Source organism: Bradyrhizobium quebecense, from assembly GCF_013373795.3.
In the GTDB taxonomy this organism is placed as follows: Bacteria; Pseudomonadota; Alphaproteobacteria; order Rhizobiales; family Xanthobacteraceae; genus Bradyrhizobium; species Bradyrhizobium quebecense.
Map to the genome: position 1 here is coordinate 5,544,671 of NZ_CP088022.1, position 23,081 is coordinate 5,567,751.

General features: G+C 65.4%; 22 protein-coding genes and 1 riboswitch. Of the genes, 11 read left to right on the forward strand and 11 right to left on the reverse strand.

Annotated elements, in window-relative coordinates; translation table 11 throughout:
- The first annotated feature begins 36 nt into the window (after positions 1-36).
- Positions 37-1,032, forward strand: a complete 996-nt coding sequence (locus HU230_RS26760) for a GlxA family transcriptional regulator (protein ID WP_176529152.1) — start codon at positions 37-39, stop codon at positions 1,030-1,032.
- Positions 1,033-1,089: 57 nt separating this feature from the next.
- On the opposite strand, the gene HU230_RS26765 is transcribed toward HU230_RS26760, so the two are convergent.
- Together HU230_RS26765 and HU230_RS26770 are read right to left on the reverse strand one after the other, a co-directional pair.
- Positions 1,090-1,638 (reverse strand): carboxymuconolactone decarboxylase family protein, encoded by a 549-nt coding sequence (locus HU230_RS26765; RefSeq protein ID WP_176529151.1) that lies wholly within the window; start codon positions 1,636-1,638, stop codon positions 1,090-1,092.
- 194 nt (positions 1,639-1,832) lie between these two features.
- The gene (locus HU230_RS26770) at positions 1,833-2,747 is read right to left on the reverse strand and encodes a LysR family transcriptional regulator (RefSeq protein WP_207840362.1); all 915 of its coding nucleotides are present in this window, start codon (positions 2,745-2,747) and stop codon (positions 1,833-1,835) included.
- Between the two features lie 115 nt (positions 2,748-2,862).
- Here HU230_RS26770 and HU230_RS26775 point away from each other — a divergent pair, with 115 nt between their 5' ends.
- The 3 genes from HU230_RS26775 to rnk all read left to right on the forward strand — a co-directional run bounded on the left by HU230_RS26775 (position 2,863) and on the right by rnk (position 4,694).
- On the forward strand, positions 2,863-3,429 hold the full coding sequence (locus tag HU230_RS26775) for a chromate transporter (RefSeq protein ID WP_176529149.1): 567 nt from the start codon (positions 2,863-2,865) through the stop codon (positions 3,427-3,429).
- Positions 3,426-3,956, forward strand: coding sequence for a chromate transporter (locus HU230_RS26780; protein WP_176529148.1), 531 nt, complete (start codon positions 3,426-3,428; stop codon positions 3,954-3,956). The genes HU230_RS26775 and HU230_RS26780 overlap by 4 nt, the downstream gene beginning before the upstream one ends.
- A gap of 318 nt (positions 3,957-4,274) precedes the next feature.
- Positions 4,275-4,694 carry a nucleoside diphosphate kinase regulator gene (gene rnk, locus HU230_RS26785; RefSeq protein WP_224943611.1) on the forward strand — a complete coding sequence of 140 codons (420 nt, stop codon included), beginning with the start codon at positions 4,275-4,277 and terminating at the stop codon, positions 4,692-4,694.
- A gap of 272 nt (positions 4,695-4,966) precedes the next feature.
- Here rnk and HU230_RS26790 read toward each other — a convergent pair whose 3' ends face one another.
- The gene (locus HU230_RS26790) at positions 4,967-5,161 is read right to left on the reverse strand and encodes a hypothetical protein (protein WP_176529147.1); all 195 of its coding nucleotides are present in this window, start codon (positions 5,159-5,161) and stop codon (positions 4,967-4,969) included.
- A gap of 140 nt (positions 5,162-5,301) precedes the next feature.
- Positions 5,302-6,366: a ketopantoate reductase family protein gene (locus HU230_RS26795; protein WP_176529146.1), complete on the reverse strand. Its 1,065-nt coding sequence runs from the start codon at positions 6,364-6,366 to the stop codon at positions 5,302-5,304.
- On the opposite strand from HU230_RS26795, the gene HU230_RS26800 reads away from it, so the two are divergent.
- From HU230_RS26800 to HU230_RS26825, 6 genes are all read left to right on the forward strand, one after another.
- Positions 6,365-7,714 carry a TetR/AcrR family transcriptional regulator gene (locus HU230_RS26800; protein ID WP_224944216.1) on the forward strand — a complete coding sequence of 450 codons (1,350 nt, stop codon included), beginning with the start codon at positions 6,365-6,367 and terminating at the stop codon, positions 7,712-7,714. The two genes, HU230_RS26795 and HU230_RS26800, sit on opposite strands and share 2 nt — an antisense overlap.
- 304 nt (positions 7,715-8,018) lie before the next feature.
- Positions 8,019-9,257, forward strand: a complete 1,239-nt coding sequence (locus HU230_RS26805; protein WP_176529145.1) for a branched-chain amino acid ABC transporter substrate-binding protein — start codon at positions 8,019-8,021, stop codon at positions 9,255-9,257.
- Positions 9,258-9,392: 135 nt separating this feature from the next.
- Positions 9,393-10,340: a branched-chain amino acid ABC transporter permease gene (locus HU230_RS26810; RefSeq protein ID WP_173638683.1), complete on the forward strand. Its 948-nt coding sequence runs from the start codon at positions 9,393-9,395 to the stop codon at positions 10,338-10,340.
- Positions 10,337-11,629 (forward strand): branched-chain amino acid ABC transporter permease, encoded by a 1,293-nt coding sequence (locus HU230_RS26815; RefSeq protein ID WP_176529144.1) that lies wholly within the window; start codon positions 10,337-10,339, stop codon positions 11,627-11,629. The genes HU230_RS26810 and HU230_RS26815 overlap by 4 nt, the downstream gene beginning before the upstream one ends.
- A complete protein-coding gene (locus tag HU230_RS26820) occupies positions 11,626-12,375 on the forward strand; it encodes an ABC transporter ATP-binding protein (RefSeq protein WP_176529143.1) in 750 nt (249 codons plus the stop codon). The genes HU230_RS26815 and HU230_RS26820 overlap by 4 nt, the downstream gene beginning before the upstream one ends.
- Positions 12,375-13,070 (forward strand): ABC transporter ATP-binding protein, encoded by a 696-nt coding sequence (locus tag HU230_RS26825; protein ID WP_176529142.1) that lies wholly within the window; start codon positions 12,375-12,377, stop codon positions 13,068-13,070. The genes HU230_RS26820 and HU230_RS26825 overlap by 1 nt, the downstream gene beginning before the upstream one ends.
- A 1-nt stretch (position 13,071) precedes the next feature.
- Here the strand turns inward: HU230_RS26825 and HU230_RS26830 are convergent, their stop codons facing one another.
- Positions 13,072-13,986 carry a LysR family transcriptional regulator gene (locus HU230_RS26830; RefSeq protein ID WP_176529141.1) on the reverse strand — a complete coding sequence of 305 codons (915 nt, stop codon included), beginning with the start codon at positions 13,984-13,986 and terminating at the stop codon, positions 13,072-13,074.
- 95 nt (positions 13,987-14,081) lie between these two features.
- Here HU230_RS26830 and HU230_RS26835 point away from each other — a divergent pair, with 95 nt between their 5' ends.
- The gene (locus HU230_RS26835; RefSeq protein WP_224943614.1) at positions 14,082-14,672 is read left to right on the forward strand and encodes a GNAT family N-acetyltransferase; all 591 of its coding nucleotides are present in this window, start codon (positions 14,082-14,084) and stop codon (positions 14,670-14,672) included.
- 43 nt (positions 14,673-14,715) lie between these two features.
- Here HU230_RS26835 and uca read toward each other — a convergent pair whose 3' ends face one another.
- Genes uca through HU230_RS26865 form a run of 6 tightly spaced genes read right to left on the reverse strand, consistent with a single transcriptional unit; the run spans position 14,716 to position 22,507 of the window.
- Positions 14,716-18,258, reverse strand: a complete 3,543-nt coding sequence (uca, locus tag HU230_RS26840) for an urea carboxylase (RefSeq protein WP_176529139.1) — start codon at positions 18,256-18,258, stop codon at positions 14,716-14,718.
- A 3-nt stretch (positions 18,259-18,261) separates the two neighbouring features.
- Positions 18,262-18,900, reverse strand: a complete 639-nt coding sequence (locus tag HU230_RS26845; protein WP_176529138.1) for an urea amidolyase associated protein UAAP2 — start codon at positions 18,898-18,900, stop codon at positions 18,262-18,264.
- Positions 18,897-19,742, reverse strand: a complete 846-nt coding sequence (locus HU230_RS26850; RefSeq protein ID WP_176529137.1) for an urea amidolyase associated protein UAAP1 — start codon at positions 19,740-19,742, stop codon at positions 18,897-18,899. The genes HU230_RS26845 and HU230_RS26850 overlap by 4 nt, the downstream gene beginning before the upstream one ends.
- A complete protein-coding gene (locus HU230_RS26855) occupies positions 19,739-20,572 on the reverse strand; it encodes an ABC transporter ATP-binding protein (protein ID WP_176529136.1) in 834 nt (277 codons plus the stop codon). The genes HU230_RS26850 and HU230_RS26855 overlap by 4 nt, the downstream gene beginning before the upstream one ends.
- Positions 20,569-21,387 (reverse strand): ABC transporter permease, encoded by an 819-nt coding sequence (locus HU230_RS26860; RefSeq protein WP_176529135.1) that lies wholly within the window; start codon positions 21,385-21,387, stop codon positions 20,569-20,571. The genes HU230_RS26855 and HU230_RS26860 overlap by 4 nt, the downstream gene beginning before the upstream one ends.
- 46 nt (positions 21,388-21,433) lie before the next feature.
- The gene (locus HU230_RS26865) at positions 21,434-22,507 is read right to left on the reverse strand and encodes a putative urea ABC transporter substrate-binding protein (RefSeq protein ID WP_176529134.1); all 1,074 of its coding nucleotides are present in this window, start codon (positions 22,505-22,507) and stop codon (positions 21,434-21,436) included.
- A gap of 78 nt (positions 22,508-22,585) precedes the next feature.
- Positions 22,586-22,696, reverse strand: a riboswitch (guanidine-I (ykkC/yxkD leader).
- Between the last annotated feature and the right edge of the window lie 385 nt (positions 22,697-23,081).

Sequence of the window (23,081 nt, forward strand, 5' to 3'; positions counted from 1 at the left end):
ATGGACAAAGCGAATCTAGCGCGGCACGTTTCGGCGATGACGCCAACCAGCCCACGTTTCTCGCCAAAAGATCGCCGCCTGATCGAAGTGCTGGCCTATCCGGCGGTGCAATTGCTCGATGTCACCGGGCCATTGCAGGTGTTCGCATCCGCCAACGCGCTGGCGGCCAGGGCAGGCAATGCCGAGCCTTATGAGGTCCGCGTCGTCGCCAAGGATGGGCCCACGATCGAAGCATCGGCCGGCGTCGGGCTCGCGGTGCACCCGCTGCCCGCCGTCAGCACTGCGGTCGACACGCTGGTGATTCCGGGCGGCGACGGCGTCAACGCAGCGGCGGCCGATCGCGTCCTGGTGGACTGGGTGCGCGGACGCGCCGGGCAAGCACGCCGCACCGCGTCGGTCTGCACCGGTGCGTTCCTGCTCGCCGCATCGGGCGTTCTCGATGGCCGTCGAGCCGCGACCCACTGGCAATTCTGTTCGGAACTCGCCGAGCGCTTTCCCGATGTTCGTGTCGAGTCCGATCCGATCTTCGTTCGCGACGGATCGTTCTGGACGTCGGCCGGCGTCACGTCCGGCATCGATCTCGCGCTCGCACTGCTGGAGGAAGACCTCGGCCGCGCGGCGGCGCTTGCCGTCGCCCGCTATCTCGTGGTGTTCTTCAAGCGGCCGGGCGGACAGGCGCAGTTCAGCGAAATCCTGTCGCTGCAAACGACCGACGACAGGTTCGGCGCGCTGCATGACTGGATCAGCGGCCATCTGGCCAACGACCTCTCGCTTTCGACATTGGCGAAACAGGCCGGCATGAGCGAGCGCAGCTTCAGCCGGCACTACGCTGATGCAACCGGGTTGACGCCGGCCCGCGCGATCGAGCGGTTGCGGGTCGAGGGCGCCCGGCACCTGCTCTCGGAGACGCGCTTGCCGGTCAAGCGAATCTCGCAGCGCTGCGGCTTCGGATCCGAGGAGACGATGCGCCGCAGCTTCCTGCGCGTGCTGTCGACCACACCGCAGGATTACCGCGCCAGATTCGCGCGCTGAAGCGCACGCCGGCCACGCGGCCAGCGTGCAAGTGATTAGCGCCCAGGCGAGAACCCGTCAGCCATTCCAGGCATGCGCCTGCAATCCCGGCTCCAGCGGCGGATTGGTCACGCTGCCGGTGTAGTTGGTGATGGTCGATGCCGCCACGATGGTGATCACCTCGAGCACGAGGTCCTTGTAGAACCCGGCCGCCAGGAATCGTTCGATCTCCTCGTCGTCGAGCCGCCCGCGCTTTTCGATCAGCGATCTCGCCAGCGTCGAGAGCGCGCCGAGGGTCTTGTCGGCGGGCGAGCGGCCGGCACGCATCGCGTCGACGTCAGCCGGATCGAGACCGGCCTGCAGGCCGAGCGCGGAATGCAGTGCGACCGCCCAGGTGCAGCCATTGGTCACCGCATCGGTGAGCAGCACGGTCTGGATCTGCTGCTCGGTGAAGCTGCCGCTGTGAACCTTGTCGAAGATGCCGATGAAGCTCTGGATCAGCACCGGTGACGTCGCCATCGTCGCGGCGAGGTTAGGGATCATGCCAAACCGCGCCTCGACGTCACGCAGGCCCGCCTTCGAGGCTTCGGGGGCGGAGTCAAGCGTATGGACAGGGAAACGTGCCATTGAACTGCCTTTCGCTGTGGTGATTGAACCCGAGGCCCCCGGACACGACTGAGCTGTTGCGATCGACGCACCGGCATCAGAGTTCGATGGGAGCTATCTAGCCGCGCCCGGACGCGCGCGTTCGCCAAACTCCCCACATTCCACGCCATCCGCGGGGCCTGCGCTGACGCCCGGCTACGTCGCGCGACACTGCCTCAAATGGCGGCCCGGTCCTTCACCCGCCGCGTCACGATCCCGAGCAAGCGGCCGAGCGTGCCGGCGGCGGGGCCCTTCTTGCGGGCCAGCGCGAGCGGCGCGACCAGGCCGGTGGCGCGGTCGAGCCGGAGATAGGACACGCCTGCGGTCTCCAGCCGCGCCATCGATTCCGGCACGATCGAAATGCCGAGCCCGGCCGCGACGAGGCTCAGCGTCGACACCATCCGCGTCGCCTCCTGCGCCACTTTCGGGCTGAAGCCCGCCGCGCGGCAGGCGGCGATGATGCTGTCGTAGAGGCCGGGCCCGGTCGGACGGCGGTAGAGGATCAGCGGCTCGTCGGCGAGCGCGGCCAGCGAAATCCGCCGGCGCGTGTCCTTGCGGGCGCGCGGATGATGGTCGGGCAACGCGACCAGCATCTCCTCGTCGAGCAGATGCGTGATCGTGAGGTTCTCCAGCCGCTCGCTCGGCGAGCGCACGAATGCGGCATCGAGCCGGTCGGCCTCGACCGCTTCGATCAGCTCGCCGGTCGAGGCCTCTTCCAGCGACAGCGTGATCGCCGGCGCGCGCTCGCGCATTTCGCGCATCACGCCGGTGACGAAGGGATGGAAGGCGGCCGACGACGTGAAGCCGATCGCAAGCTGCCCTTCCTGGCCGCGGCTCGCGCGGCGCGCGGCTTCCACCGCGAGCTCGGTGTCGCGCAGGATCGCGCGCGCCTTGCCGACGAAGGCACGGCCGGCGGCGGTCAGCTCGACCCCGCGCGGCTGCCGGCGAAACAGCGGCGCGCCGATCGCGGCTTCCAGCGCGCGGATCTGCTGGCTCAGCGGCGGCTGCTGGATGCCGAGCCGCGCGGCGGCGCGGGTGATGTGACCCTCGTCGGCGACCGCGACGGCATAGCGGAGATGGCGCAGCTCGATCATCAGGCGATCCATATGCAATAGATATGCAAATTCCCTTATCCATATATTGGATATTTGGCACGCGGCCAACTAGAGTCGGTTCAACAACGAACGAACCGGAGCCGCCCCGCCGATGGACGCCATACCCGCCGCACAGACCGCCAAGCATGACGCACCTGATGTCGGCGAGTTGTTCATGGGCTTCTTCATTCTCGGACTGACCGGTTTCGGCGGCGTGCTGCCGCTGGCGCGCCACATGATGGTGGAGAAGCGCGGCTGGCTGACCGGCGCTGAGTTCACCGACCTGCTCGGGCTCTGCCAGTTCCTGCCCGGCGGCAACATCATCAACATGTCGGTGGCGGTCGGGCTGAAGTTTCGCGGCATTCCCGGTGCGTTCGCTTCGATCCTCGGCCTGATCGCGGTGCCGACCGCGGTCGTGATCGGGCTCGGCGTGATCTATGGCCGCTTCGCCGACGACCCGGTGGTGCGTCATCTGTTCGGCGGCCTCGCCGCCGCGGCAGCCGGGCTCCTGATCTCCACCGCGATCAAGATCGCCTGGCCGTTGCGCCGCGATGTGCTCGGCCTCGTCATCGGCGCGCTCTGCGTGCTGGCGATCGCGGTGTTCAGATTGCCGCTGCTGCCGACGCTATTGACGCTCGCGCCGCTCAGCATTCTCCTCAGATCGAGGCAGGCGTCATGACCGGAACCCTGGTCACGCTCGCACTGATCTTCGCCGAGCTCTCGCTGCTCGCCTTCGGCGGCGGCAACACCATCCTGCCTGAGATGCAGCGCCAGGTGGTCGATATCCATCACTGGATGACGGCACAGGAATTCGGCGCGCTGTTCGCGCTGGCGCAGGCCGCACCGGGACCGAACATGATGGTGGTCCCGCTGGTCGGCTGGCATGTCGCCGGCTTCTCGGGCGTATTGGTGACGTCGCTCGCCAAGTTCGGGCCGTCGTCGCTCGTCACCGGCTTCGCGCTGCGGCTCTGGGAACGCTTCAAGGACCGGCCGTGGCGCCGCACGGTGCAGGCCGGGCTGGTTCCGGTCACCGCCGGCCTCGTCACCGCCAGCGCCATCGTCATCACCCATGCCTCCGCCTCGAACTGGGGCACCATCCTGATCGCGGCAATGGTCGCGATCGCCACCACCACCAGCCGCATCCATCCGCTGCTCGCGCTCGCCGCCGGCGCGGTGCTCGGCCTCACCGGCATCGGCCAGCCCTGACGCCAAGCTGTTGCTGCGATGGCGCGTCGTTCCACCCGGCGCGTGCGCGCTTTCGCCGCAATGGATGCGACGTCGCGAGCGGCTATGTTGATGATGCCATGATCGACATGTTGAGCATCGACACCCGCATTGCGCGCCTCGGTTTGCGCGCTGGACGTCTGCACGCAGGCAATTAGCCGGCCGGCGATCGCGCGCCGTCCGGATTCTCGACATCGTCAAAATCATAACATCATCAAAATCATTCGGCCCGTCGCATCGCGCGAGACATCCGCGCGCCGGCGTCGCCGCGCCCGCGATCAACCGCAAAGATCATCCGACATGACCCGAACCATTCAGAACGACTTTACCGCTCCTGCATTGCCGCCGATCGTCATCACCGCGAGCGAGGCGCATCGCCTCGGCGCGCTGGCCGATTCCAGCATGGCGGTGTTTCCGCGCGTGGCCCAGTTCCTTGCCCGCGAGACCGACCGGGCCCGGGTCGTCGCCGACGATTCCGAACTGCCCGACGTGGTCCGCATGGGCTCGCGCGTGCGCTACCGCGACGACGAGACCGGCGACGTCAGGGAAGTCGTGCTGGTGTATCCGCACGAAGCCGACATCGCGCTGCGGCGCATCTCGGTGCTGACGCCGGTCGGCGCCGCGCTGATCGGGCTTTCAGTCGGCCAGACGATCGATTTCAAGACGCCGAGCCACCAGACCCGCGCGGTAACGATTCTGGCCGTGAAGCAGCAGAGCTAGCGGCGCGACCTCTCTAGCTTCAACGTGATGGAGCCACCGGCGGAAGGGCTCCCTCCCCCCTTGCGGGGGAGGGTTGGGGAGAGGGGTGCCGCACGGCGGACTCTCTCGGCAGAATCTCGAGCGAGACACGCCATCGGTGTTGCGATAGCGATGCGCATTCAATCATCTCGCCCGGGGCACCCCTCTCCCCACCCTCTCCCGCAAGGGGAGAGGGAGCCTGACCGGCGCGCTCACCTCACGTGCTGGCGATATCAGAATGCTCAGCGCGTTGCCTACGCCGCCAGACCACACTGCCCTATCTCCAGCCCGTGCCTGCGCCCGCGCGCGATGCCCTCGGCGATCGCCTTCACGACGATCTCGGCATCATCGGGCGAAAGCTGGTCGAGCGGCTGCCAGGCGCGCATGATGTCCCGCGCGCGATCCAGATCGCCATAGATTGCAAGAAGAGGAAGCGTTTTGATCGGCATGTCCGTGGCTCCCAACCGCAACTGCGCGAGCCTATCTCAGCTGGGGAGGCGGAGCCATGCGTTCGGCAGTCGCGGTTCTGCACTTTGCTGATCACCGATGCATGGCGAGGGCGCTCCCGCCCCCGCCAACGCGCGCTCTGTCACTCGGCGCCCGAGCCGCCCTGCACGATCTTCTCGTTCAGCTTCTGATCGACGGTCTCCACGGTGCGGTCGATCTCGGCGCTCGGCGTACCGAGCTGATGCGAGATCAGCTTCACCAGCAGATCGACGCGCTCGATGAAGGGCGCGCCGGCGGCGACCGCGCGGGCCGCCGAGGACGGCTTGAGCAGGCTTTCGGCCGCCTTGGCGTATTTCGCGAACGGCACCTGATCGGCAGGGTCGGCGCCGAGCTTCCGCGCGATGGCGTCGACATGGTCATAGATCGCCTGCGAGCGCTTGAGGTCGCCGTGCACGGCGTCGCGGATCGATTGCGGCTCAGTCGGCGTGATGCAGCGATAATTGCCGGTCAGCAGCATCGACCACTTCGCCAGCGGCACGAACAGCGAGTCAAACACTTTCAGCTTCACCGGAACGTCCTGGCCGTCGAGCGTCACCGCGTCGATGTCGGCTTCGAGCTCGCGCAACACCATGTTGTGCTTGTCGTCGGCGAAAACCGAAGCCTTGAAATTGGTCGGCAGGCCGACATGCAGCACGTTGGCCTTCTCCTCCGGCGGACGGAACGCCTGCGGATCCGGCGAGCAAAGCGTGACGTGGCCCGGCTCGAAGCGCTCCCAGACCTGGGCGTTGGTGTAGGCCTCCTCGAGGTCCATGCCGGCGAGCGCGGGGATCCGCTTCAGATACGGCAGCGGCGGCATGTTCATGATCGACAGGCAGGGCAGTTTCGCCGCCGCGATCTTGATCATCAGTACGCGAACCGTGTGGTTGGTGTATTGCGGCTCCTGCATCGCCAGACCGACCATGTCGTAGCGCGACACGTCGACATCGGCGGGCGTAACGGCGTCGAGCTTGCCCGGCAGGTCGCGCGAGAAGATCGAGCGATGCTCCCTCTCGTCACGCAGCTTGATGCGCACCTCGGTGCCGTCGCGGTTGATCAGGTCGGCGGTGTTCTTCCGGCACACCAGGGACACGTTGTGCCCCGCCATCAGAAGCTTGGTCCCCAGCAGGGAGCCGTAGGAAGCCCCAAGGATCAGAATGTTGCGCGCCATGCTCTCTCCAAAAGCCGCTGGTGTATGGTATACCAACGTCTATCGCAGATCGACAAGCTGCTGCCAAGGGGATTATCTCGCGTACGGATTTTCGTTCCGCGATCAGGAAGGGCATTCGAGCTTGCAAGTCGCCGCCGACCCGACGGATCGGGCTGAAGAAATCCTCCTCTCAGCTTCCCGGCTGTTTGCCCGCCACTCCTACGCGAACGTGACGATGGAGCAGGTCGCGGCGTCCGTGCGGGCCGTGCCGGGCGCGCTGTACCACTATTTCCGCGACAAGGAAGATCTGATCTTCCACTGCTATCTGCGCGGCCTCGCGATCTATCGGCACGAGATTGAAACGGCGGCCGAGCCCGGCATCGACGGGCTCGAGATTATCAGACGCTTCGTGCGCGGCAGGCTGCGGTCTGAAGCCCAGCGCATGATTCTGTTCACTGACATCGATGCGCTTGCTGCGCCCTACAGCAGCGAAGTCCACGCCAAGCGCTGGCAGAATGCCGCGCGGCTTGCGGAAATTCTGGATCGGGGCGTAGCGGACGGCTCGATCGCCTGCGACGAACCGCTGCTCACGGCGGTGGCGCTCATCTCCATCCTGGACTGGGTTCCGTTCTGGCTGTCCGAACGCGACTACTACACGCGCCAGCAGGCGATCGATGCCATCGACGACATCATCACGCACGGCGTTTACCGGCGCGAGATCGCGGTCCCCGAGATGCCCGAACCGCTCAGCCTTGCCCCATTCCTGGAATCTCGCGCGGCGTTGAACAAGCGGGCTGCAAAGTTCGACAGGATGCTTTCGATTGCCTCCGACAGCTTCAACCGCAGGGGCGCGTCAGGCACGTCGCTCGAGAGCATCGCCGTGGATGCGGGCATGACCCGCGCCGGCATCTACTATCACTTCAGCGAAAAGGAGAGCCTGCTGCTGGCTTGCCTGCGACGCGGGCTCGCCGGCGAGATCAGCATTCGCGAGCACCTGCAAGACCAGCGCCTCGGCGCATTCGATCACATCGTGCAGAGGATCCGCTTGCTGTTGATGCTGCACGACACGCCCTGCGGCCCGAAGGCGACCTACCACAACATCAACTATCTCAACGACGTTGACCGGAAGGCCTATGTCGGTCAGGTGCTGGCGACGATCCGGCAGGACCAGGACAGCTATCAGCGCTGGATCGACGAGGGCCGCTTCCGCCGCATCGATACCTACTTCGCGGAGCGTATTCTGACCGGAATGGGCCACTGGTATCCGATCTGGTTCAAGACCACGCGTGACTGGTCTCCGGCCGAGATCGCCGATCATTTCGCGCGGTTGTTTCTTTCGGGACTCAAGCCGCGCCGGCATCCGGCCTGAGCCGCCAATTCGCCTCCCAGTTGCTTTAGCGATGCTGGAGCATCGGCCCGCCTATATGGAGGGGACGACATCGGTTCCAGATGATGAGCCAAGCGGGCGAGCGCAGGCCTCATCCAAAAGTTTACCTGTAATTCAAAACAGCGACCAATTCCGAAGGCAAATAGCCTATAACATCATACTACCTTTCGCTAAAACTTGACGCCATATTCAAAGCGAAAGTTGCGGAGGCGCGGCAATTGGGGTTATTGAGACGGCCTCGATCGCTGAAGATCAATCAGAAACATGAGCATGGGAGGAACGCAGGATGCGTAAGCTGATCGTTGCCGCTGCGGCAGCGTTGACGGTGTTGGGAGGCGCGGCGTCCGCGCAGGAAACCATCAAGATCGGCTATATCGATCCGCTCTCCGGCGGCGGCGCCAGCGTTGGCGAAGGCGGCCTGAAGACGTTTCAGTATCTCGCCGACGAATTGAACGCCAAGGGCGGCATCCTCGGCCACAAGGTCGAGATCGTCCCGCTCGACAACAAGACCAATCCGCAGGAAAGCCTGGTGCAGGCGCAGAAGGCGGTCGACGCCGGCATCCATTACATCACCCAGGGCAACGGCTCGTCGGTCGGTGCAGCGCTGGAAGACTTCGTCACCAAGAACAACTCGCGCAACCCCGGCAAGGAAGTGCTCTACTTCAACTACGCCGCGGTCGATCCGAGCATGACCAACGAGAAGTGCAGCTACTGGCATTTCCGCTGGGATGCGAACTCGGACATCAAGATGGAAGCGCTGACCAACTACATGAAGGGCCAGCCGTCGATCAAGAAGGTCTATCTGATCAACATGGACTATTCGTTCGGCCAGTCGGTGCGCACCTCGGCGCGCAAGATGCTGGGCGAAAAGCGGCCCGATATCCAGGTCGTCGGCGACGAATTGCACCCGATGCTCAAGGTCACCGACTTCTCGCCCTACATCGCCAAGATCAAGGCATCCGGCGCCGACACGGTCGTGACCGGCAATTGGGGACAGGACTTCGCGCTGCTGCTGAAGGCCGCGGCCGATGCCGGCCTCAAGGTCAACTGGTACACCTATTATGCCGGCGGCGCCGGCGGACCGACCGCGATCAAGCAGACCGGTCTCGACCACCAGGTGTTCCAGATCAGCGAGGGCATCCCCAACTCCGGCAACAAGGCGGCGATGGATTTCGAGAAGGACTTCCGCGCCAAGACCGGCATTTCCGTGTGGTATCCGCGCGCCGTCAACGAGATGCGGATGTTCAAGGCCGCCGCCGAGAAGGCCAATTCGATCGATCCGGTGAAAGTCGCGGCCGCACTCGAGGGCATGAAGTTCGACGTGTTCGACGGCGGCGACGGCTTCATGCGCAAGGACGACCACCAGTTCTTCCAGCCGATCATCATCTCCTCGTTCGGAACGTTGGCCGACAAGGCCAAGGAGCCGTTCGACGAAGAGAACACCGGCTGGGGTTGGCACCCAGTCTCCAGGATCGACACCGATCAGACGATGCTTCCGACCACCTGCAACATGAAGCGGCCCTGATCGGCCGCGGCAAGGCGCCTCCGCGACCGCAGGGTTGCGGAGGCGTTCGCCTTCCGGCAGCGTAGTGGTGCCGTAGTCCATTTCACCGACAGGTTATTGATCACGTGAATCGTTCCAGTCTCAAGCGGGTGCGCCGTGGCTGAGCTCATCGTCATCTCGACGCTCAACGGCGTCCTGTTCGGCATGCTGTTGTTTCTGCTGTCCAGCGGACTGACCGTCATCTTCAGCATGATGGGCGTGCTCAACTTCGCGCATGCGAGCTTCTACATGCTGGGCGCGTTCTTCGGCTTTCAGCTCACCCGCTGGATCGGCTTTTGGCCGGCGCTGGTAATTGCACCGCTGCTGGTCGGCGTGGTCGGCATGGGCGTCGAGCGCTACGGCCTGCGCAACACCCACAAGCATGGCCATGTCGCCGAACTGCTGCTGACCTTCGGTCTCGCCTTCGCCATCGAGGAAATCGTCTCGATGATCTGGGGCAAGAGCCCGGTCGACTATCGGGTTCCGGCGGCACTCGACTTTCCAGCCTTCACCGTGTTCTCCACCAACTACCCCGCCTACAAGATCTTCATGCTGGTGGTCTCAGTCGTGATCTTCATCGCGCTCCTGGTCACGCTGAAGCGGACGCGGGTCGGCCTCATCGTGCAGGCCGCGCTGACCCATCCGAGCATGGTCGGCCATCTCGGCCACAATGTCGGCCGCGTGTTCATGCTGGTGTTCGGCGTCGGCAGCGCGCTGGCGGGTCTTGCGGGCGTCATCGCCGGGCCCTCGCTGGTGACCCAGTCCGACATGGCCGCGCTGCTCGGGCCGATCCTGTTCGTCGTCATCGTATTCGGCGGCCTCGGCTCGCTGCCCGGCGCCTTCATCGCTTCGCTCCTGATCGGGTTGATCCAGACCTTTGCGGTCGCGCTCAATGGTTCGCTCGCCAGCGTGTTCGGGCCGCTTGATCCGAGCCTCGGCGCCTCGCCGCTGACCGACATCTGGAACGTCACGATCGCGCAGATCGCGCCGATCCTGCCCTATCTGCTGCTCGTGCTGGTCCTGATCTTCCGCCCCATGGGCCTGCTGGGGACGCGCGAGTCATGAGCAACGCTGTGACCCCCGCTCCCGCAGTGGCCAAAGAAGAGTCCGGCGGCGCCCTGAGCTTCTATGGCATCTGGCTGATCGCAGCCGCAGCGCTCGTCGTGCTGCCGCTGGTGTTCTCCTCCGGCGGCTCGCTGACCTCGTTCAGCCTGATCGGCATCGCGATCATCTTCGCACTGTCCTACAACATCCTGCTCGGCCAGACCGGGCTGCTGTCGTTCGGACATGCCGTGCAGTACGGCCTCGGCGGCTTCCTCGCCGTCCACGCCATGAACGCCGTCGCGAGCCACAACTTGCCGATCCCGTTGCCGGTGATCCCACTGATGGGCGGCATCGGCGGCATGGCTTTCGCACTGCTGGTCGGCTGGGTGATGACCAAGCGCGCCGGCACGGTGTTTGCGATGATCTCGCTCGGCATCGGCGAGCTGGTCGCCTCGTCGTCGCTGATCCTGCGCAGCGTGTTCGGCGGCGAATCCGGCATCACCACCGACCGCACCTCGCTGATGCCGCTGTTCGGCTGGACCTTCGGGCCGCAGATCCAGGTCTACTATTTGATCGCGTTCTGGGTGATGGTTTCGGCGATCGCGATGTACGCGCTGACCCGCACGCCGCTCGGGCGCATCTGCAACGCGGTGCGCGACAATCCGGAGCGGGTCGAGTTCATCGGCTACGATCCGCATGTGGTGCGCTATCTCGCCTACATGTTCGCCGGCTTCTTCGCCGGTATCGCCGGCGGCCTCGCCGCGATCAATTTCGAGATCGCCAACTCCGCCTATCTCGGCGCGACGCAGTCGGGCCTCGTGCTGTTCGCAGCCTTCATCGGCGGTACCGCCTATTTCTTCGGTCCGATCCTCGGCGCCATCCTGGTGACGTACCTGCAGCTCGGGCTGACCAACGTCACCTCGGTCTGGCAGCTCTATTTCGGCATCATCTTCATCGCCATCGTGATGTTCGCGCCGGGCGGCATCGCCGGCATCTTGATGAAGCACCGTCCGCTGATCCGCGCCGGCACCCTTGGCACCGTGATCCCGTCCTATCTGGTCGCGGCGATCCCGACGCTGGCGCTGGCGCTCGGCATCATCCTCGCCATCGAGACGGTCGCGCGCTTCTCGGGCGGCGACGCCATCAACCTGCTCGGCATTCCCTTCGTCGCCACGGCACCGACGACCTGGGCGGCCGCCGCGGTTCTGGTGGTCGGCGGCTTCTTGGTCGCGCGCATCACCTGGCGGCGCATTGCCGAAGCCTGGGATCGCGCCGCGACGGTGGCCCGTGATCGGGGGTATCTCGCATGACCGCTGCCATCGAAGTCAACGCCGTCGAGAAGAGCTTCGGCAATGTCGCCATCATCCGCGACCTCAATTTGAGCGTCGCCAAGGGCGAGCGCCACGCCATCATCGGCCCGAACGGCGCCGGCAAGTCGACGACGTTCAACCTGATCAGCGGCCACATCAAGCCGACCTCGGGCGAGATCCGGCTGAACGGAGAGGTCACCTCGGGGCTGCGGCCGTTCGAGATCAACCGGCGCGGCCTGTCGCGCTCGTTCCAGGTCACCAACGTGTTCGCCCGCATGACGGTGTGGGAGAACGTCCGCTGCGCCGTGCTGTGGGCGACCGGCCACCGCTATGCGTTCTGGAAGAACGTCGACAACCTGCCCGAGGTGAAGCAGCGCACCGCGCAGATACTCGACGACATCCATCTCAGCCATCGCCGCGACGTACCGGCGGGCTTGCTCACCTATGCCGAGCAGCGCGAGCTCGAGATCGGTATTACGATCGCGGGCGGCGCCAGCGTCATCATGCTGGACGAACCGACCGCGGGCATGAGCCACGCCGAGACCGAGCGCGCCGTCGCGCTGATCCGCCGCCTCACCGAAGGACGCACGCTCGTCATCGTCGAGCACGACATGAGCGTGGTGTTCGGGCTTGCCGACCGCATCTCGGTCTTGGTCTACGGCCACATCATCGCCTCCGGCACCCCGGAGGAGATCCGCGGCAACCCGAAGGTCAAGGAAGCCTATCTCGGCGAGGAGGTCGACTGATGCTCGAGGTCAGGAATCTCCACGCCTATTACGGCAAGAGCCACATCCTGCAGGGCGTCGATCTCGACATCGCCGCCGGCGAGGTCGTCAGCCTGCTCGGTCGCAACGGCGTCGGCCGCTCGACCACCGTCAAGGCGATCATGGGCGAGGTGCCGCCGCAAGGCACCATCCGCTTCAAGGGCAAGGACATCGCGGGCCTGCCGAGCCACAAGATCGCCCGCCTTGGGCTCGGCTATGTGCCGGAGCATCGCGACATCTTCCCGAGCCTGACGGTTCGCCAGAACCTGATCCTCGGCATCAAGGACCCGCGCCGCCCCGGCAAGTGGCGGCTGCAGGAGATGCTCGACATGTTTCCCAACCTCGCCCGCCGCGCCGACACGCCGGCCGGCGTGCTCTCGGGCGGCGAGAAGCAGATGCTGACCACCTGCCGCACCCTGCTCGGCGACCCCGAATTGATGATGATCGACGAGCCGACCGAAGGCCTCGCACCGCTGATCGTGCAGCAGGTCGGCGAGCTGATCGCGCGGATCGCCAAGGCCGGCGTTGCCATCCTGCTGGTCGAGCAGAAGCTCTCGATCGCGATGAAGATCTCGAACCGGGTCTACATCATGGGCCACGGCCGCGTGGTGTTCGAAGGCACCCCCGACCAGCTCAAGGCGAATGCCGCCATTCGCGAGGAATGGCTCGAGGTGTGAGTCAGGCCGGCGCGCGGGCGGGCTTCCTGTATTCCGCGGTCTCGGCGCGAAGCAGGTCGCAGAATTCCAGCGCGAGACGGCTGCGCGGCCGTTGCGACGGAAACAGCAGCACGGTGGTGATCTCCAGCCGCGGCGTGAACGGCTTGAGCACGATCCGGGCGCTGGCAAAATCCCGCGCCACGACGGGATCGACGATCGAGAAGCCCAGCCCCTGCGCAACCAGAGCGCAGCGCTGCATGCTGTACTGAATCTCCGCCACCGTTCTGACCTCGGCCCCGGCGTCTTCGAAGGCACGTTCGAGGCGCGATCGATGCGGCGCGCCCGGGGCTGCCGCAATCATCGCCTCGCCGTGCAGGTCCTTTGGCATGATCAATCGCTTGGACCGCAGCCGGTGCTGACGCGGCAGCACGCAGATGGCGTCGGTCGTCATCAGCAGTTCGTCGTCGACCGCTGCAAAACCCGACTGGGGTCGCGCCAGCCCGACATCGCACTGGCCCGCAGCAACCAGACTCCAGACTCGTTCAGGGCTATGCACGGCGACCGACAGCATGATGCCAGGGTTCTTCCTGGAGAACTTGCTGACGATCCGCGGCATCAACGAATAGGTGAATGCTGGAAGGCAGGCGATCCTCAGCGTCCCGCTGCCTCGCGCGCGAATGCCGCGCGCCGCGCGCGCCAGATACTCCAGCCCGACCTGGTTGCGCTCCACCTCATGCAGGAATATCTCGCCTTCCGGCGTCAACGTGACGCCGCCGCGCCCGCGTTCGAACAGCGCGAAGCCGATCTCGCGCTCCAGCCGCGCGATGGCGCGACTGACGAAGGGCTGCCCGATCCGCAGGCTCAGGGCCGCCTTGGTGATTCCGTTGTGACGCACGACCTCGCGAAACAGGTCAACGTGTCTCGGATTCAGGAACATGACTAATCCGCATATGAACTGCCATTCCAGTCATTTGACGGCATGTTGGTTCGATGCGTCAATAGGGCATGCAATTCGTAGACAGCCATGCCGCCTTGGCCACCGACCGCATCCTGCTGACCAGGATCCACGGTTCTGAGATCTCGCGGGTAAAGCCGCTTGGGGACGCCGGCACGCTTCGGCAGCTCGATCGCGGCGGCTCCGGCCAGGCGGCGGCCGCACGCATGGCAGCCACGCTGAGCTGCACGAACGTCACGGCCGCGCTCGCGATCGAGGACGTCGGATCAGGCGACATCATCGGCCTTACCGCTTTCGCGGCGCTCGAGCCGGAGGAGAAGCGGGCGACGCTTGCGCCGATCTGGAGCAGCGGACGATCGGACGAGGTCCTGCTCATCAGCCATGTCGCGCATCTCATGACGCGGTATGCTTTCGAGGTGCTCGCCGTCGAGCGGGCCGAGGTGCATCTGGATTGGCGCCTGCGGCGTACGCTAGAGCTCTACACCGGCCTCGGCTTCCACTGCGAAGGACGGCTTCGCGCCTATTTTGCCTGCGATGAAGGTCCATCCGCCGACGCTGCGGTCCTCAGCGTGGTACGCTCCGGATGGGCTGCCATCGCCGACCGACAGCGCCGGCTCCTTGCCAACGAGGCATGGCGCTGTCGGCTTCCGTCCGATCGTCCCCCATAGCGGTATGACAGTGCAGGACCGCAGCAGATGGACGCGGCCGAATCTACTCCGGCCGGATCAACGCCACCACGTCGCCCGCGCGCAGCGTTTGTCCGGGCTTGACCTGCACCGACGCAATGCGGCCCGCGCTCGGCGAATGCACTGATATCTCCATCTTCATGGACTCGATGATGGCCAGCACGTCACCGGCTGCGACCACGGCGCCCTCCTCGACCAGGATCTTCCAGATATTGCCGGGCACCTCCGAGAATGCGCCGATCTGGCCATCGGGAATGCCGGTCGCGACGGCACTTGCATCGATCGATTCTGCCGGCGTCTCGTCGAGCTTCATCTCGCGCCAGCGCTGGCGCTCGGCATCGAACGCGGCCTGCTGCGTCGCCTTGAACGCGGCGATCGACAGCCGCGCTTCGGCCAAGGACTTCGCATAGTCGGCGTAGGAGAACTCGCCCTCTTCGATCCTGATGCCGTATTGGCCGTGCGGGAATGCAGCGCGGGCGTCGAGCAGTTCGTCGGCGTCGACCGGGAAGAAGCGTATCTTGTCGAAGAACCGCAGCAGCCAGGGATGGCCAGGCTCGAACACCCGCGTGGTGCGCCAAGTGTTCCAGACCTGGATGGTGCGGCCGAACAGCTGGTAGCCGCCCGGACCTTCCATGCCGTAGATGCACATATAGGCGCCGCCGATGCCGACCGCGTTCTCCGGCGTCCAGGTCCGCGCCGGGTTGTACTTCGTGGTCACCAGCCGGTGCCGCGGGTCGAGCGGGGTCGCCACCGGCGCGCCGAGATAGACGTCGCCAAGGCCGAGCACGAAATAATCCGCGTCGAACACGATGCGGCGGACGTCGTCCTCACTGCCGAGCCCGTTGATGCGCCGGATGAACTCGACATTCGACGGACACCACGGCGCATCCGCACGGACCAGCTCCTGATACTTGCGCATCGCAAGCTCGGCTTCCGGATCGCGCCACGACAGCGGCAGATGCACGGTCCGGCTCGGCACCCGCATCGCATCGACCGGCGGCAGTTCACGCTCGGTCCGCCGCAGCACATCGAGCAGCTTCGTTCGCGACAGCGCCGTGCCGTCATAATGGATCTGCAACGAGCGAATGCCGGGCGTGAGGTCGATCAGGTCGCCAAGCTTCGCTTCCTCCAGCGCCTGCGCCAGCACATGCACGCGCAGCCGCAGCGCAATGTCGAGCTCCATTGGACCATATTCGACCAACAGATTGTCATCGCCGGCGCGCCGATACACCACCGGGATCGGGCCATCATCATTGCGCCCGACGATCGCCGCGCCGAGTTCGGGCGCGCGCAGCACAGTAGGGCCGGCAACCGGATCGTCGCGTTTCACCGGAACGAACCGAACCGTGTCGCCAGGCCGGAGCTGGCCGATCTTCCAGAGCTCGTCGCGCGCGACGACCGCCGGACAGACGAAGCCGCCGAGACTCGGTCCGTCGGGGCCGAGAATGATCGGCATGTCGCCGGTAAAATCGATCGAGCCGACCGCATAGGCGTTGTCATGAATGTTCGACGGATGCAGCCCGGCCTCGCCGCCATCGGCGCGGGCCCAGCGCGGCTTCGGACCGATCAGCCGCACACCGGTGCGGGCGCTGTTAAAATGCACTTCGTAGCTCGCCGCGAACAGCGTTTCGATGTCCTCGTCGAGGAAGAAGTCGGGCGCACCATGCGGGCCGTAGACGACACCGATCTGCCACGCCGATGCAAGCTGTGGCGGCTCGTCCTCCGTTGCGCGCCGCGGCGCCGCAAGATCTGACGGCTCGACACCGATATGCAGCACGTCGCCGGCCTTCAGCGAGCCCGTCGCATGGCCGCCGAACGCGCCGAGCGCGAACACGCCGCGCGATCCCAGGATCTCCGGCACATCAATGCCGCCACGCACGGCGAGATACGCGCGTTGGCCCGGGCCCTTGATGCTGCCGATGACGAGCGTCTGGCCTGCGCGTACCGCGACCGGCTCGTCATGGGCGACCTCGGCGCCCTCAAGCGATGCCTTCATCCGTGCGCCCGAGAGCGCGACGATCGCATCGGTGTTGAAGCGCAAGGTCGGCCCGTTGACCGTCAGCTCCAGCGCGGTCGTGGTTTCCGGATTTCCGACCACACAGTTGGCGACACGGAACGACCGCTCGTCCATCGGGCCGCTGGGCGGCACGCCGACATGCCAGAGATGCAGCCGGCCGGGCAATTCCTGCACGCCGCTCTGCGCACCCGGTGCGACGACGTCGATGGTGCGCGGGCGATAGGCGAAGGCGCCGAGCACGCTGGTCGCCACCTGCCCGCTGCGGAACACGTCAGACGCTGCGATCGCGCGGAGATAATCGAGATTGGTCTCGATGCCTGCAACGATCGTGTCATCCAGCGCCTGCGCCAGCTTTGCGATCGCGGCCTCGCGCGTCTCGGCTGACACGATGATCTTGGCCAGCATCGGATCATAGAACGGCGACACCTCGGTGCCAGTCTCGATCCAGCCGTCGATCCGCGCATCCGGCGAAAAGCTGACCTGCGTCAGCCGGCCCGCGCTCGGGCGAAAACTTGCGCCCGGGTTTTCGGCATAGAGCCGCACCTCGATCGACGCGCCCTTCGACGTCAGCGTGCCGGCCCTGCCGAGCACGTCCTCGCCGGCCGCCTGCCGGATCATCCATTCGACGAGGTCGACGCCAGTGACCTGCTCGGTGACGGGATGCTCGACCTGGAGGCGGGTGTTCACCTCGAGGAAATAGAAATCCTCGCGCGCGACGTCATAGATGAACTCCACCGTGCCGGCGGATTCATAAGCGACCGCCTTGCCGAGCGACACCGCGGCCGCGTGCAGCCGCCGCCTGATCTCGGCAGAGAGTCCGGGCGCGGGCGTCTCCTCAAAAACCTTCTGGTTGCGCCGCTGCAACGAGCAATCGCGTTCGCCGAGCGCGACCACATCGCCCCTGCCGTTGCCGAAGATCTGCACCTCGATGTGGCGCGCCCGGGCGACGAACCGCTCGAGATAGACCCGGGCGTCGCCGAAGCTCGCCCGCGCCGTGCGCTGCACGGATTCAAAGCGTTCGCGCAGCGTCGCCATGTCGTGGCAGAGCTGCATGCCGATGCCGCCCCCGCCCGCTGTGCTTTTCAGCATCACCGGAAAGCCGATCGCTTCCGCCTGTTGCACCGCCTCGTCGATGGTCTCCAGCAGGCCGGAGCCCGGCAGCAGCGGCACGCCGCTGTTCTCGGCGATCTCGCGCGCACGGTGCTTGAGCCCGAAAGCGTCAAGGTGCTCCGGCCGCGGCCCGATGAATTTGATGCCGTACTCGGCGAGCCGTTCGGCAAAGCGGCGGTTCTCCGACAGGAAGCCGTAGCCGGGATGCACCGCCTGCGCGCCCGTCGCAAGACAGGCCGCCATGATCGCATCGACGTTGAGATAGCTCTCGGCCGCCGGCGCCGGACCAATGCGCACCGCCTCGTCGGCCTCGAGCACCGGCCGCGTGAAGCGGTCGGCATCGGAATAGACCGCGACAGACCCGATACCCATGCGGTGCAATGTTCTGCCGATCCGCCCGGCGATCTCGCCGCGGTTGGCAATCAGGACCTTGCTGAACATGCCTCACGCCTCCGGCACGAAGATCGTGACCTGCACCGGCGTCGGGAAGAAGCCGTTGCAGGGATTGTTGATCTGCGGACAGTTCGAGATCAGGCACAGCACGTCCATCTCCGCGACCAGCTCGATCGCGTCACCGGGCTTGGAGACGCCGTCGACCACGGTGAAATTGCCGGCGGGATCGATCGGCACGTTCATGAAGAAGTTCAGGTTCGGCACGATGTCGCGCTTCGACATGCCGTACTTCGCGGCTTCGATCACGAAATTCTCGCGGCAGGCGTGCTGGTAGCGGGTCTGGTGCCCGAACCGCACGGTGTTGCTTTCGCAGGAGCAGGCGCCTGCGGAGGTATCGTGCAGGCCGCAACTATCAGCGGTGACGCGCAGCATCACGCGGCCTTCATTGGACATGATCCTGGTGCCGAGCCCGACATAGGCCGAGCCCTGCACGCGCAGCGTATCCTGGCCGCTGTAGCGCTCCTGATAGTCGTCGGCACGATAGAACAGCGTATCGACCGCCTGCTGGCCATGAGTGTCCGTGATCCGCAGCGTCTGCCCTTTGCGGATGATGGCCGACCACGGCTTGCGCGCGGGAGTTTCCACGTCGAGAACGACGCGGCCACGGGTCTCAGCGGATTGCGTGGTCATCGCACGGCTCCTTCGCTCGTCTCGCCGAGATACAGCGCATTGTTCTGAAAGGCGCGGATCGCCTCGGCGGTCGCGGTACGGCACAGATCATCGGCGTCGGGCTTGGCCGAGCGGTAGCGCACGATCTCCACGCTCGCCTGCGGATAGCTTTCCGCCGGATCGAGCGAATGCGGACAGTTCGACAACGCAATCAGCAGGTCCATCTCCGCGCGCAGATCGACAAAATCACCCTTTTGCCGGCGCGCGTCGGACCAGACAAACTTGCCGCCCGCGTCGATCGCGACCGGCGCAAAGAAGCTGACGCAGGGATGCACGTCGCGGCGATCGAGTCCGAGCTTGGCCGCGGCGAGGATGAAATTGTCGCGCGTATTGCGGAAATTCCCTTCGCCATACTTGGCCAGGTTGGTCGCCGCAGTCGAGCCGCCGACCACCGCATCATGCGCAGCGCTGCTGTCCTCGGTGATGCCGAGCAGCGCGCGCCCCATGTCCGAGAGCAGCACGCGCCCCTTCTGCAGCCGGGCCGCCCACTGCACCTTGATGGTGTCGGCGTGGTTGAGCCGCTCGGTGGTGTCGGCGCTGTTCCAGGCGAGCAGGCTGACGGTCGATGTCCCCGAACTGTTGACGATACGCAGCGTATCGCCGCGGTTCAGCCGCGTGGTCCAGTACCAGCCGGCCGGAATCACCTCGCGATGGATGATCGCGTCGGTGGCGATCGGCGCAGCGTCGCGCGCGGTCGGCGCCGGCAGCGCCCGCGGCGCATGCTCCTGCCCCGCTGCTTTCAACTCATTGTAGCGTCGGGTATGCACCGCGATCTCGGCCTTCTGTTCCTCTGTGAGGATCATGGTTGCTCCTTCAAGACGAGAGCGCCGGGCCGTCCCGGCTGATGCTCCGTGCCTGACCGGGTCGTCCCGATCGGAGCCGGTTGAACTGATGACCGCGGCTCCGCGCTGCGGCGTGGGAAGATCTCGAGGTCGCGCGACACCGTGGCGCCATAGCGCTCGCGCTCCTCCGGCCGGTTGCGCTGCCGCTCCAGCGCGATTACGCGGGTCGCGAGCCCGAACGCCTCGCTGAGGTCGTGCGTCACCATCACGACCGTCAGATGGGTCTCGTTCCAGAGCCGCTTCATCAACAGATGGATGTCGGCGCGAATCCCCGGATCGAGCGCGCCGAACGGCTCGTCGAGCAGCAGGATTTTCGGCCCGCGCATGATCGCCTGCGCCAGCGCGAGCCGCTGCTGCATGCCGCCCGACAGCGCCGACGGATATTTGCTCTCCTGACCGGCGAGCCCGACCTCGGCGAGTAGCTTCATGGCGTCGTCGGTGGCGGCGCGCCGCGCGGCGCCGAACAGCCGGGCCGTGAATTTGGCGTCGCGCAGTTCGCAGCCGAGCATGACGTTCTGCAAGACGGTCAGATGCGGAAACACCGAGTAGCGCTGGAACACCACGCCGCGATCGGCATCCGGCTCGGCGCGCAACGGCTTGCCGTCGACCATGATCTGGCCGCGGCTCGGCTGCTCCTCGCCGAGCAGCATCCGCAGCAGCGTGGTCTTGCCGCAACCGGACGGGCCGACCAGTGCAATGAAGGCGCGCGGCTCGACCTCCATCGTGATGCGCTCGAGCACGATGTGGTCGCCGTATTCCTTCCAGACGTCGTCGAACCGGATCGCGCTCATTCCGCCCTCACCGAGGCAAACCAGGGAAATAGCCTGCGCTGCGTGACGCGCAGGCCGACATCGATCAGGAACGCCAGCAGCGTGATCCAGGCGACGTAGGGGATGATGACGTCCATCGCGAGATAGCGGCGCACCAGGAAGATCCGATAGCCGAGCCCGGAATCCGAGGCGATAGCCTCGGCCGCGATCAGGAACAGCCAAGCCGGGCCGAGTTGCAGCCGCAGCACGTCGATCAGCCGCGGCAGGGTTTGCGGCATCGCGACGCGCAGCGCGATCTGCCAGGTCGAGGCGCCGAGCGTCTGCGCCTTGACGATCTGCTCGCGCGGCAGCTCCTGCACCTTCATGGCGAGGTCGCGGATCATGCAGGGCAGCGTCCCGATCACGATCAGCGCAATCTTAGAATTCTCCCCCAACCCCATCACGATGAACAGGATCGGCAACAATGCCAGCGGCGGCACCATCGAAGTCACCGACACGAACGGCCCGAGCAAGGCATTGGCGCCCGGCAACAGCCCGATCACGATACCAAGGACGAGCGCCGCCACCGTCGAGATCGCCAGCGCCGACCCCAGCCGCCCCAGGCTGGCGACGGTGTCGGAGGCCATCAGATAGCCTCCGGTGCGCGGATCGACCTCGAACGCCATCTGCTTGACCGCCTGCACCATGCTGGGCAGCGCCGGCAGCAGCTTGTCGTTCGGGTTTTGCGTGAGCCGCGCGCTGGAGCCGGCGAAGTAGGCGATTGCGACCAATACGAACGGCAGCGCGAGCAGATAGAATCGCGTCTGCCGTCCCGGCCGTATGTTCACAAGTCGCATGTCCGGCTCCTGCTTGAGGCAACGCGATGCGCGTCGGGGCTTGGCGTCAGAGCTTGCCCTTGGCGGCTTCGTCCATGTAGGTCGGGTCGAAGCGCAGCTTGACGTTCGACTTGTCGCCCAGCACCGACTTGTCGGCGAGCTCGATCCCGACCGCGTCGACCGACTTCGCGCCCTTGCCGAGCAGGTCCTTCTCGAACAGGAACTTGCGGACGCGGTCCATGGTCACGCCGATGGTCCGGCTGCGCGTAAACGCTTCGGCGTCGGTTGCCTTGTCGAACAGTTTTGTGGTCGAGAGCTGGCTGTCGAAGCCGGCAAGGTCGGTGCCGGATGCCTTCGCCATCGCCTCCTTGGCGGCCTTCGCGGCGGGATCGTTCGCCGTCATCTTGGACAGCGTCTCGTACCAGATGCCGACCAGCGCCTTGGCGAAATCCGGATTGTCCTTGGCGACCGCGGTGTTGACCACCATCAGGTCCATGATCTCGCCGGGGATCTGCGAGGAGTCGAACACCTTCTTGGCGTCAGGTGAGCCAAGGATTTCGGTCACGATCGGATTCCAGGTCACGACCGCGTTGACGTCGGGCGTCTTGTAGGCGGCGGCGATATCGGCATCGGAGGTGTTGACGACCTTGACGTCCTTCTCGCTCAGCTTGCTGGTCTCGAGCGCACGTGCCAGCAGATAGTGCGACACCGAGAATTCGACCAGATTGACCGTCTGTCCCTCGATCGCGGCCAGATCCGACTTGTTCTTGAGGATCACGGCATCGTTGCCGTTGGAGAAATCACCCATCACGACCGCGGTGGTGTCGACACCGCCTGCCGCCGGAATCGACAGCGCGTCCATGTTGGTGATGGTGACGGCATCATAGCCGCCGGCGGTGTACTGGTTGATCGATTCAACGTAGTCGTTGAACTGCTTGACCTCGATCGTGATGCCGTATTTGTCGGCCCACTTCTTGACGATGCCGGTGTCGGCCGCATAGCCCCACGGCATCCACCCGACATAGATCGACCAGGCGACCTTGAAGCTTTTCTTCGGTGCGGCGTCAGCGACGGATGCGGCCGCGAGCACGATCGCGCAGCCGGTGACAACAGAGCGGAGGAAGAAAGAGAACTTGTTCATTGCCGATCCCTCTTGCGAAACTTCACAAAAAGGGACTGGCGAAAAGACCATCGCTCCGCCAATCCCTTGGCTAACGAGGTCTCCCGGGCTTTTATCCCGCCGTGCACCTGCGGGGATGTCTCCCCCGCAAGCGGCTGCTCTCGGACCAGCACCTTGCTTCGCAAGATCGGAACCCTAGCGGCCAACTCAGCGCCATTGATGCACGAGGCGTGCCACAGCGCCGGCTTTTGAATCTCATGAGATTCTTTGGCGCGGGTCGCGTCGCAACAATGGCCGCTTGCTCAAAAACTACGCAGGCCTGCCCAGAAATGGCTCTGTCATTTCGCCGGTGACATCAGCAGGATCAGGCCAAAGCTAATGTCGAGGGGATGTTCGGTGCGCAAGCTTTTGAGTGCCCTGTGCGACGGCCTCTGGCGCGGCCTGCATGGCCGCTACGGCCTGGCGCCGCGATGCGACGTAGGCAGTCCAAACAAGCGAACCGTCAGGCCTTTGCTATCTACCAACCCATGAATTTTGCTCGTCGAGCCGGCACGCCCGCACGGCAAGAATTCAATTTGGCGGCAGCATGCTCGAA

Coding starts and splice junctions, on each gene's coding strand:
- uca (WP_176529139.1), bottom strand. CDS start 18,258: ATGTTCAGCAAGGTCCTGATTGCCAACCGCGGCGAGATCGCCGGGCGG.
- HU230_RS26765 (WP_176529151.1), bottom strand. CDS start 1,638: ATGGCACGTTTCCCTGTCCATACGCTTGACTCCGCCCCCGAAGCCTCG.
- HU230_RS26775 (WP_176529149.1), top strand. CDS start 2,863: ATGGACGCCATACCCGCCGCACAGACCGCCAAGCATGACGCACCTGAT.
- HU230_RS26860 (WP_176529135.1), bottom strand. CDS start 21,387: ATGCGACTTGTGAACATACGGCCGGGACGGCAGACGCGATTCTATCTG.
- HU230_RS26850 (WP_176529137.1), bottom strand. CDS start 19,742: ATGATCCTCACAGAGGAACAGAAGGCCGAGATCGCGGTGCATACCCGA.
- HU230_RS26865 (WP_176529134.1), bottom strand. CDS start 22,507: ATGAACAAGTTCTCTTTCTTCCTCCGCTCTGTTGTCACCGGCTGCGCG.
- HU230_RS26760 (WP_176529152.1), top strand. CDS start 37: ATGACGCCAACCAGCCCACGTTTCTCGCCAAAAGATCGCCGCCTGATC.
- HU230_RS26820 (WP_176529143.1), top strand. CDS start 11,626: ATGACCGCTGCCATCGAAGTCAACGCCGTCGAGAAGAGCTTCGGCAAT.
- HU230_RS26780 (WP_176529148.1), top strand. CDS start 3,426: ATGACCGGAACCCTGGTCACGCTCGCACTGATCTTCGCCGAGCTCTCG.
- HU230_RS26825 (WP_176529142.1), top strand. CDS start 12,375: ATGCTCGAGGTCAGGAATCTCCACGCCTATTACGGCAAGAGCCACATC.
- HU230_RS26830 (WP_176529141.1), bottom strand. CDS start 13,986: ATGTTCCTGAATCCGAGACACGTTGACCTGTTTCGCGAGGTCGTGCGT.
- HU230_RS26815 (WP_176529144.1), top strand. CDS start 10,337: ATGAGCAACGCTGTGACCCCCGCTCCCGCAGTGGCCAAAGAAGAGTCC.
- HU230_RS26855 (WP_176529136.1), bottom strand. CDS start 20,572: ATGAGCGCGATCCGGTTCGACGACGTCTGGAAGGAATACGGCGACCAC.
- rnk (WP_224943611.1), top strand. CDS start 4,275: ATGACCCGAACCATTCAGAACGACTTTACCGCTCCTGCATTGCCGCCG.
- HU230_RS26795 (WP_176529146.1), bottom strand. CDS start 6,366: ATGGCGCGCAACATTCTGATCCTTGGGGCTTCCTACGGCTCCCTGCTG.
- HU230_RS26845 (WP_176529138.1), bottom strand. CDS start 18,900: ATGACCACGCAATCCGCTGAGACCCGTGGCCGCGTCGTTCTCGACGTG.
- HU230_RS26800 (WP_224944216.1), top strand. CDS start 6,365: ATGCTCTCTCCAAAAGCCGCTGGTGTATGGTATACCAACGTCTATCGC.
- HU230_RS26805 (WP_176529145.1), top strand. CDS start 8,019: ATGCGTAAGCTGATCGTTGCCGCTGCGGCAGCGTTGACGGTGTTGGGA.
- HU230_RS26790 (WP_176529147.1), bottom strand. CDS start 5,161: ATGCCGATCAAAACGCTTCCTCTTCTTGCAATCTATGGCGATCTGGAT.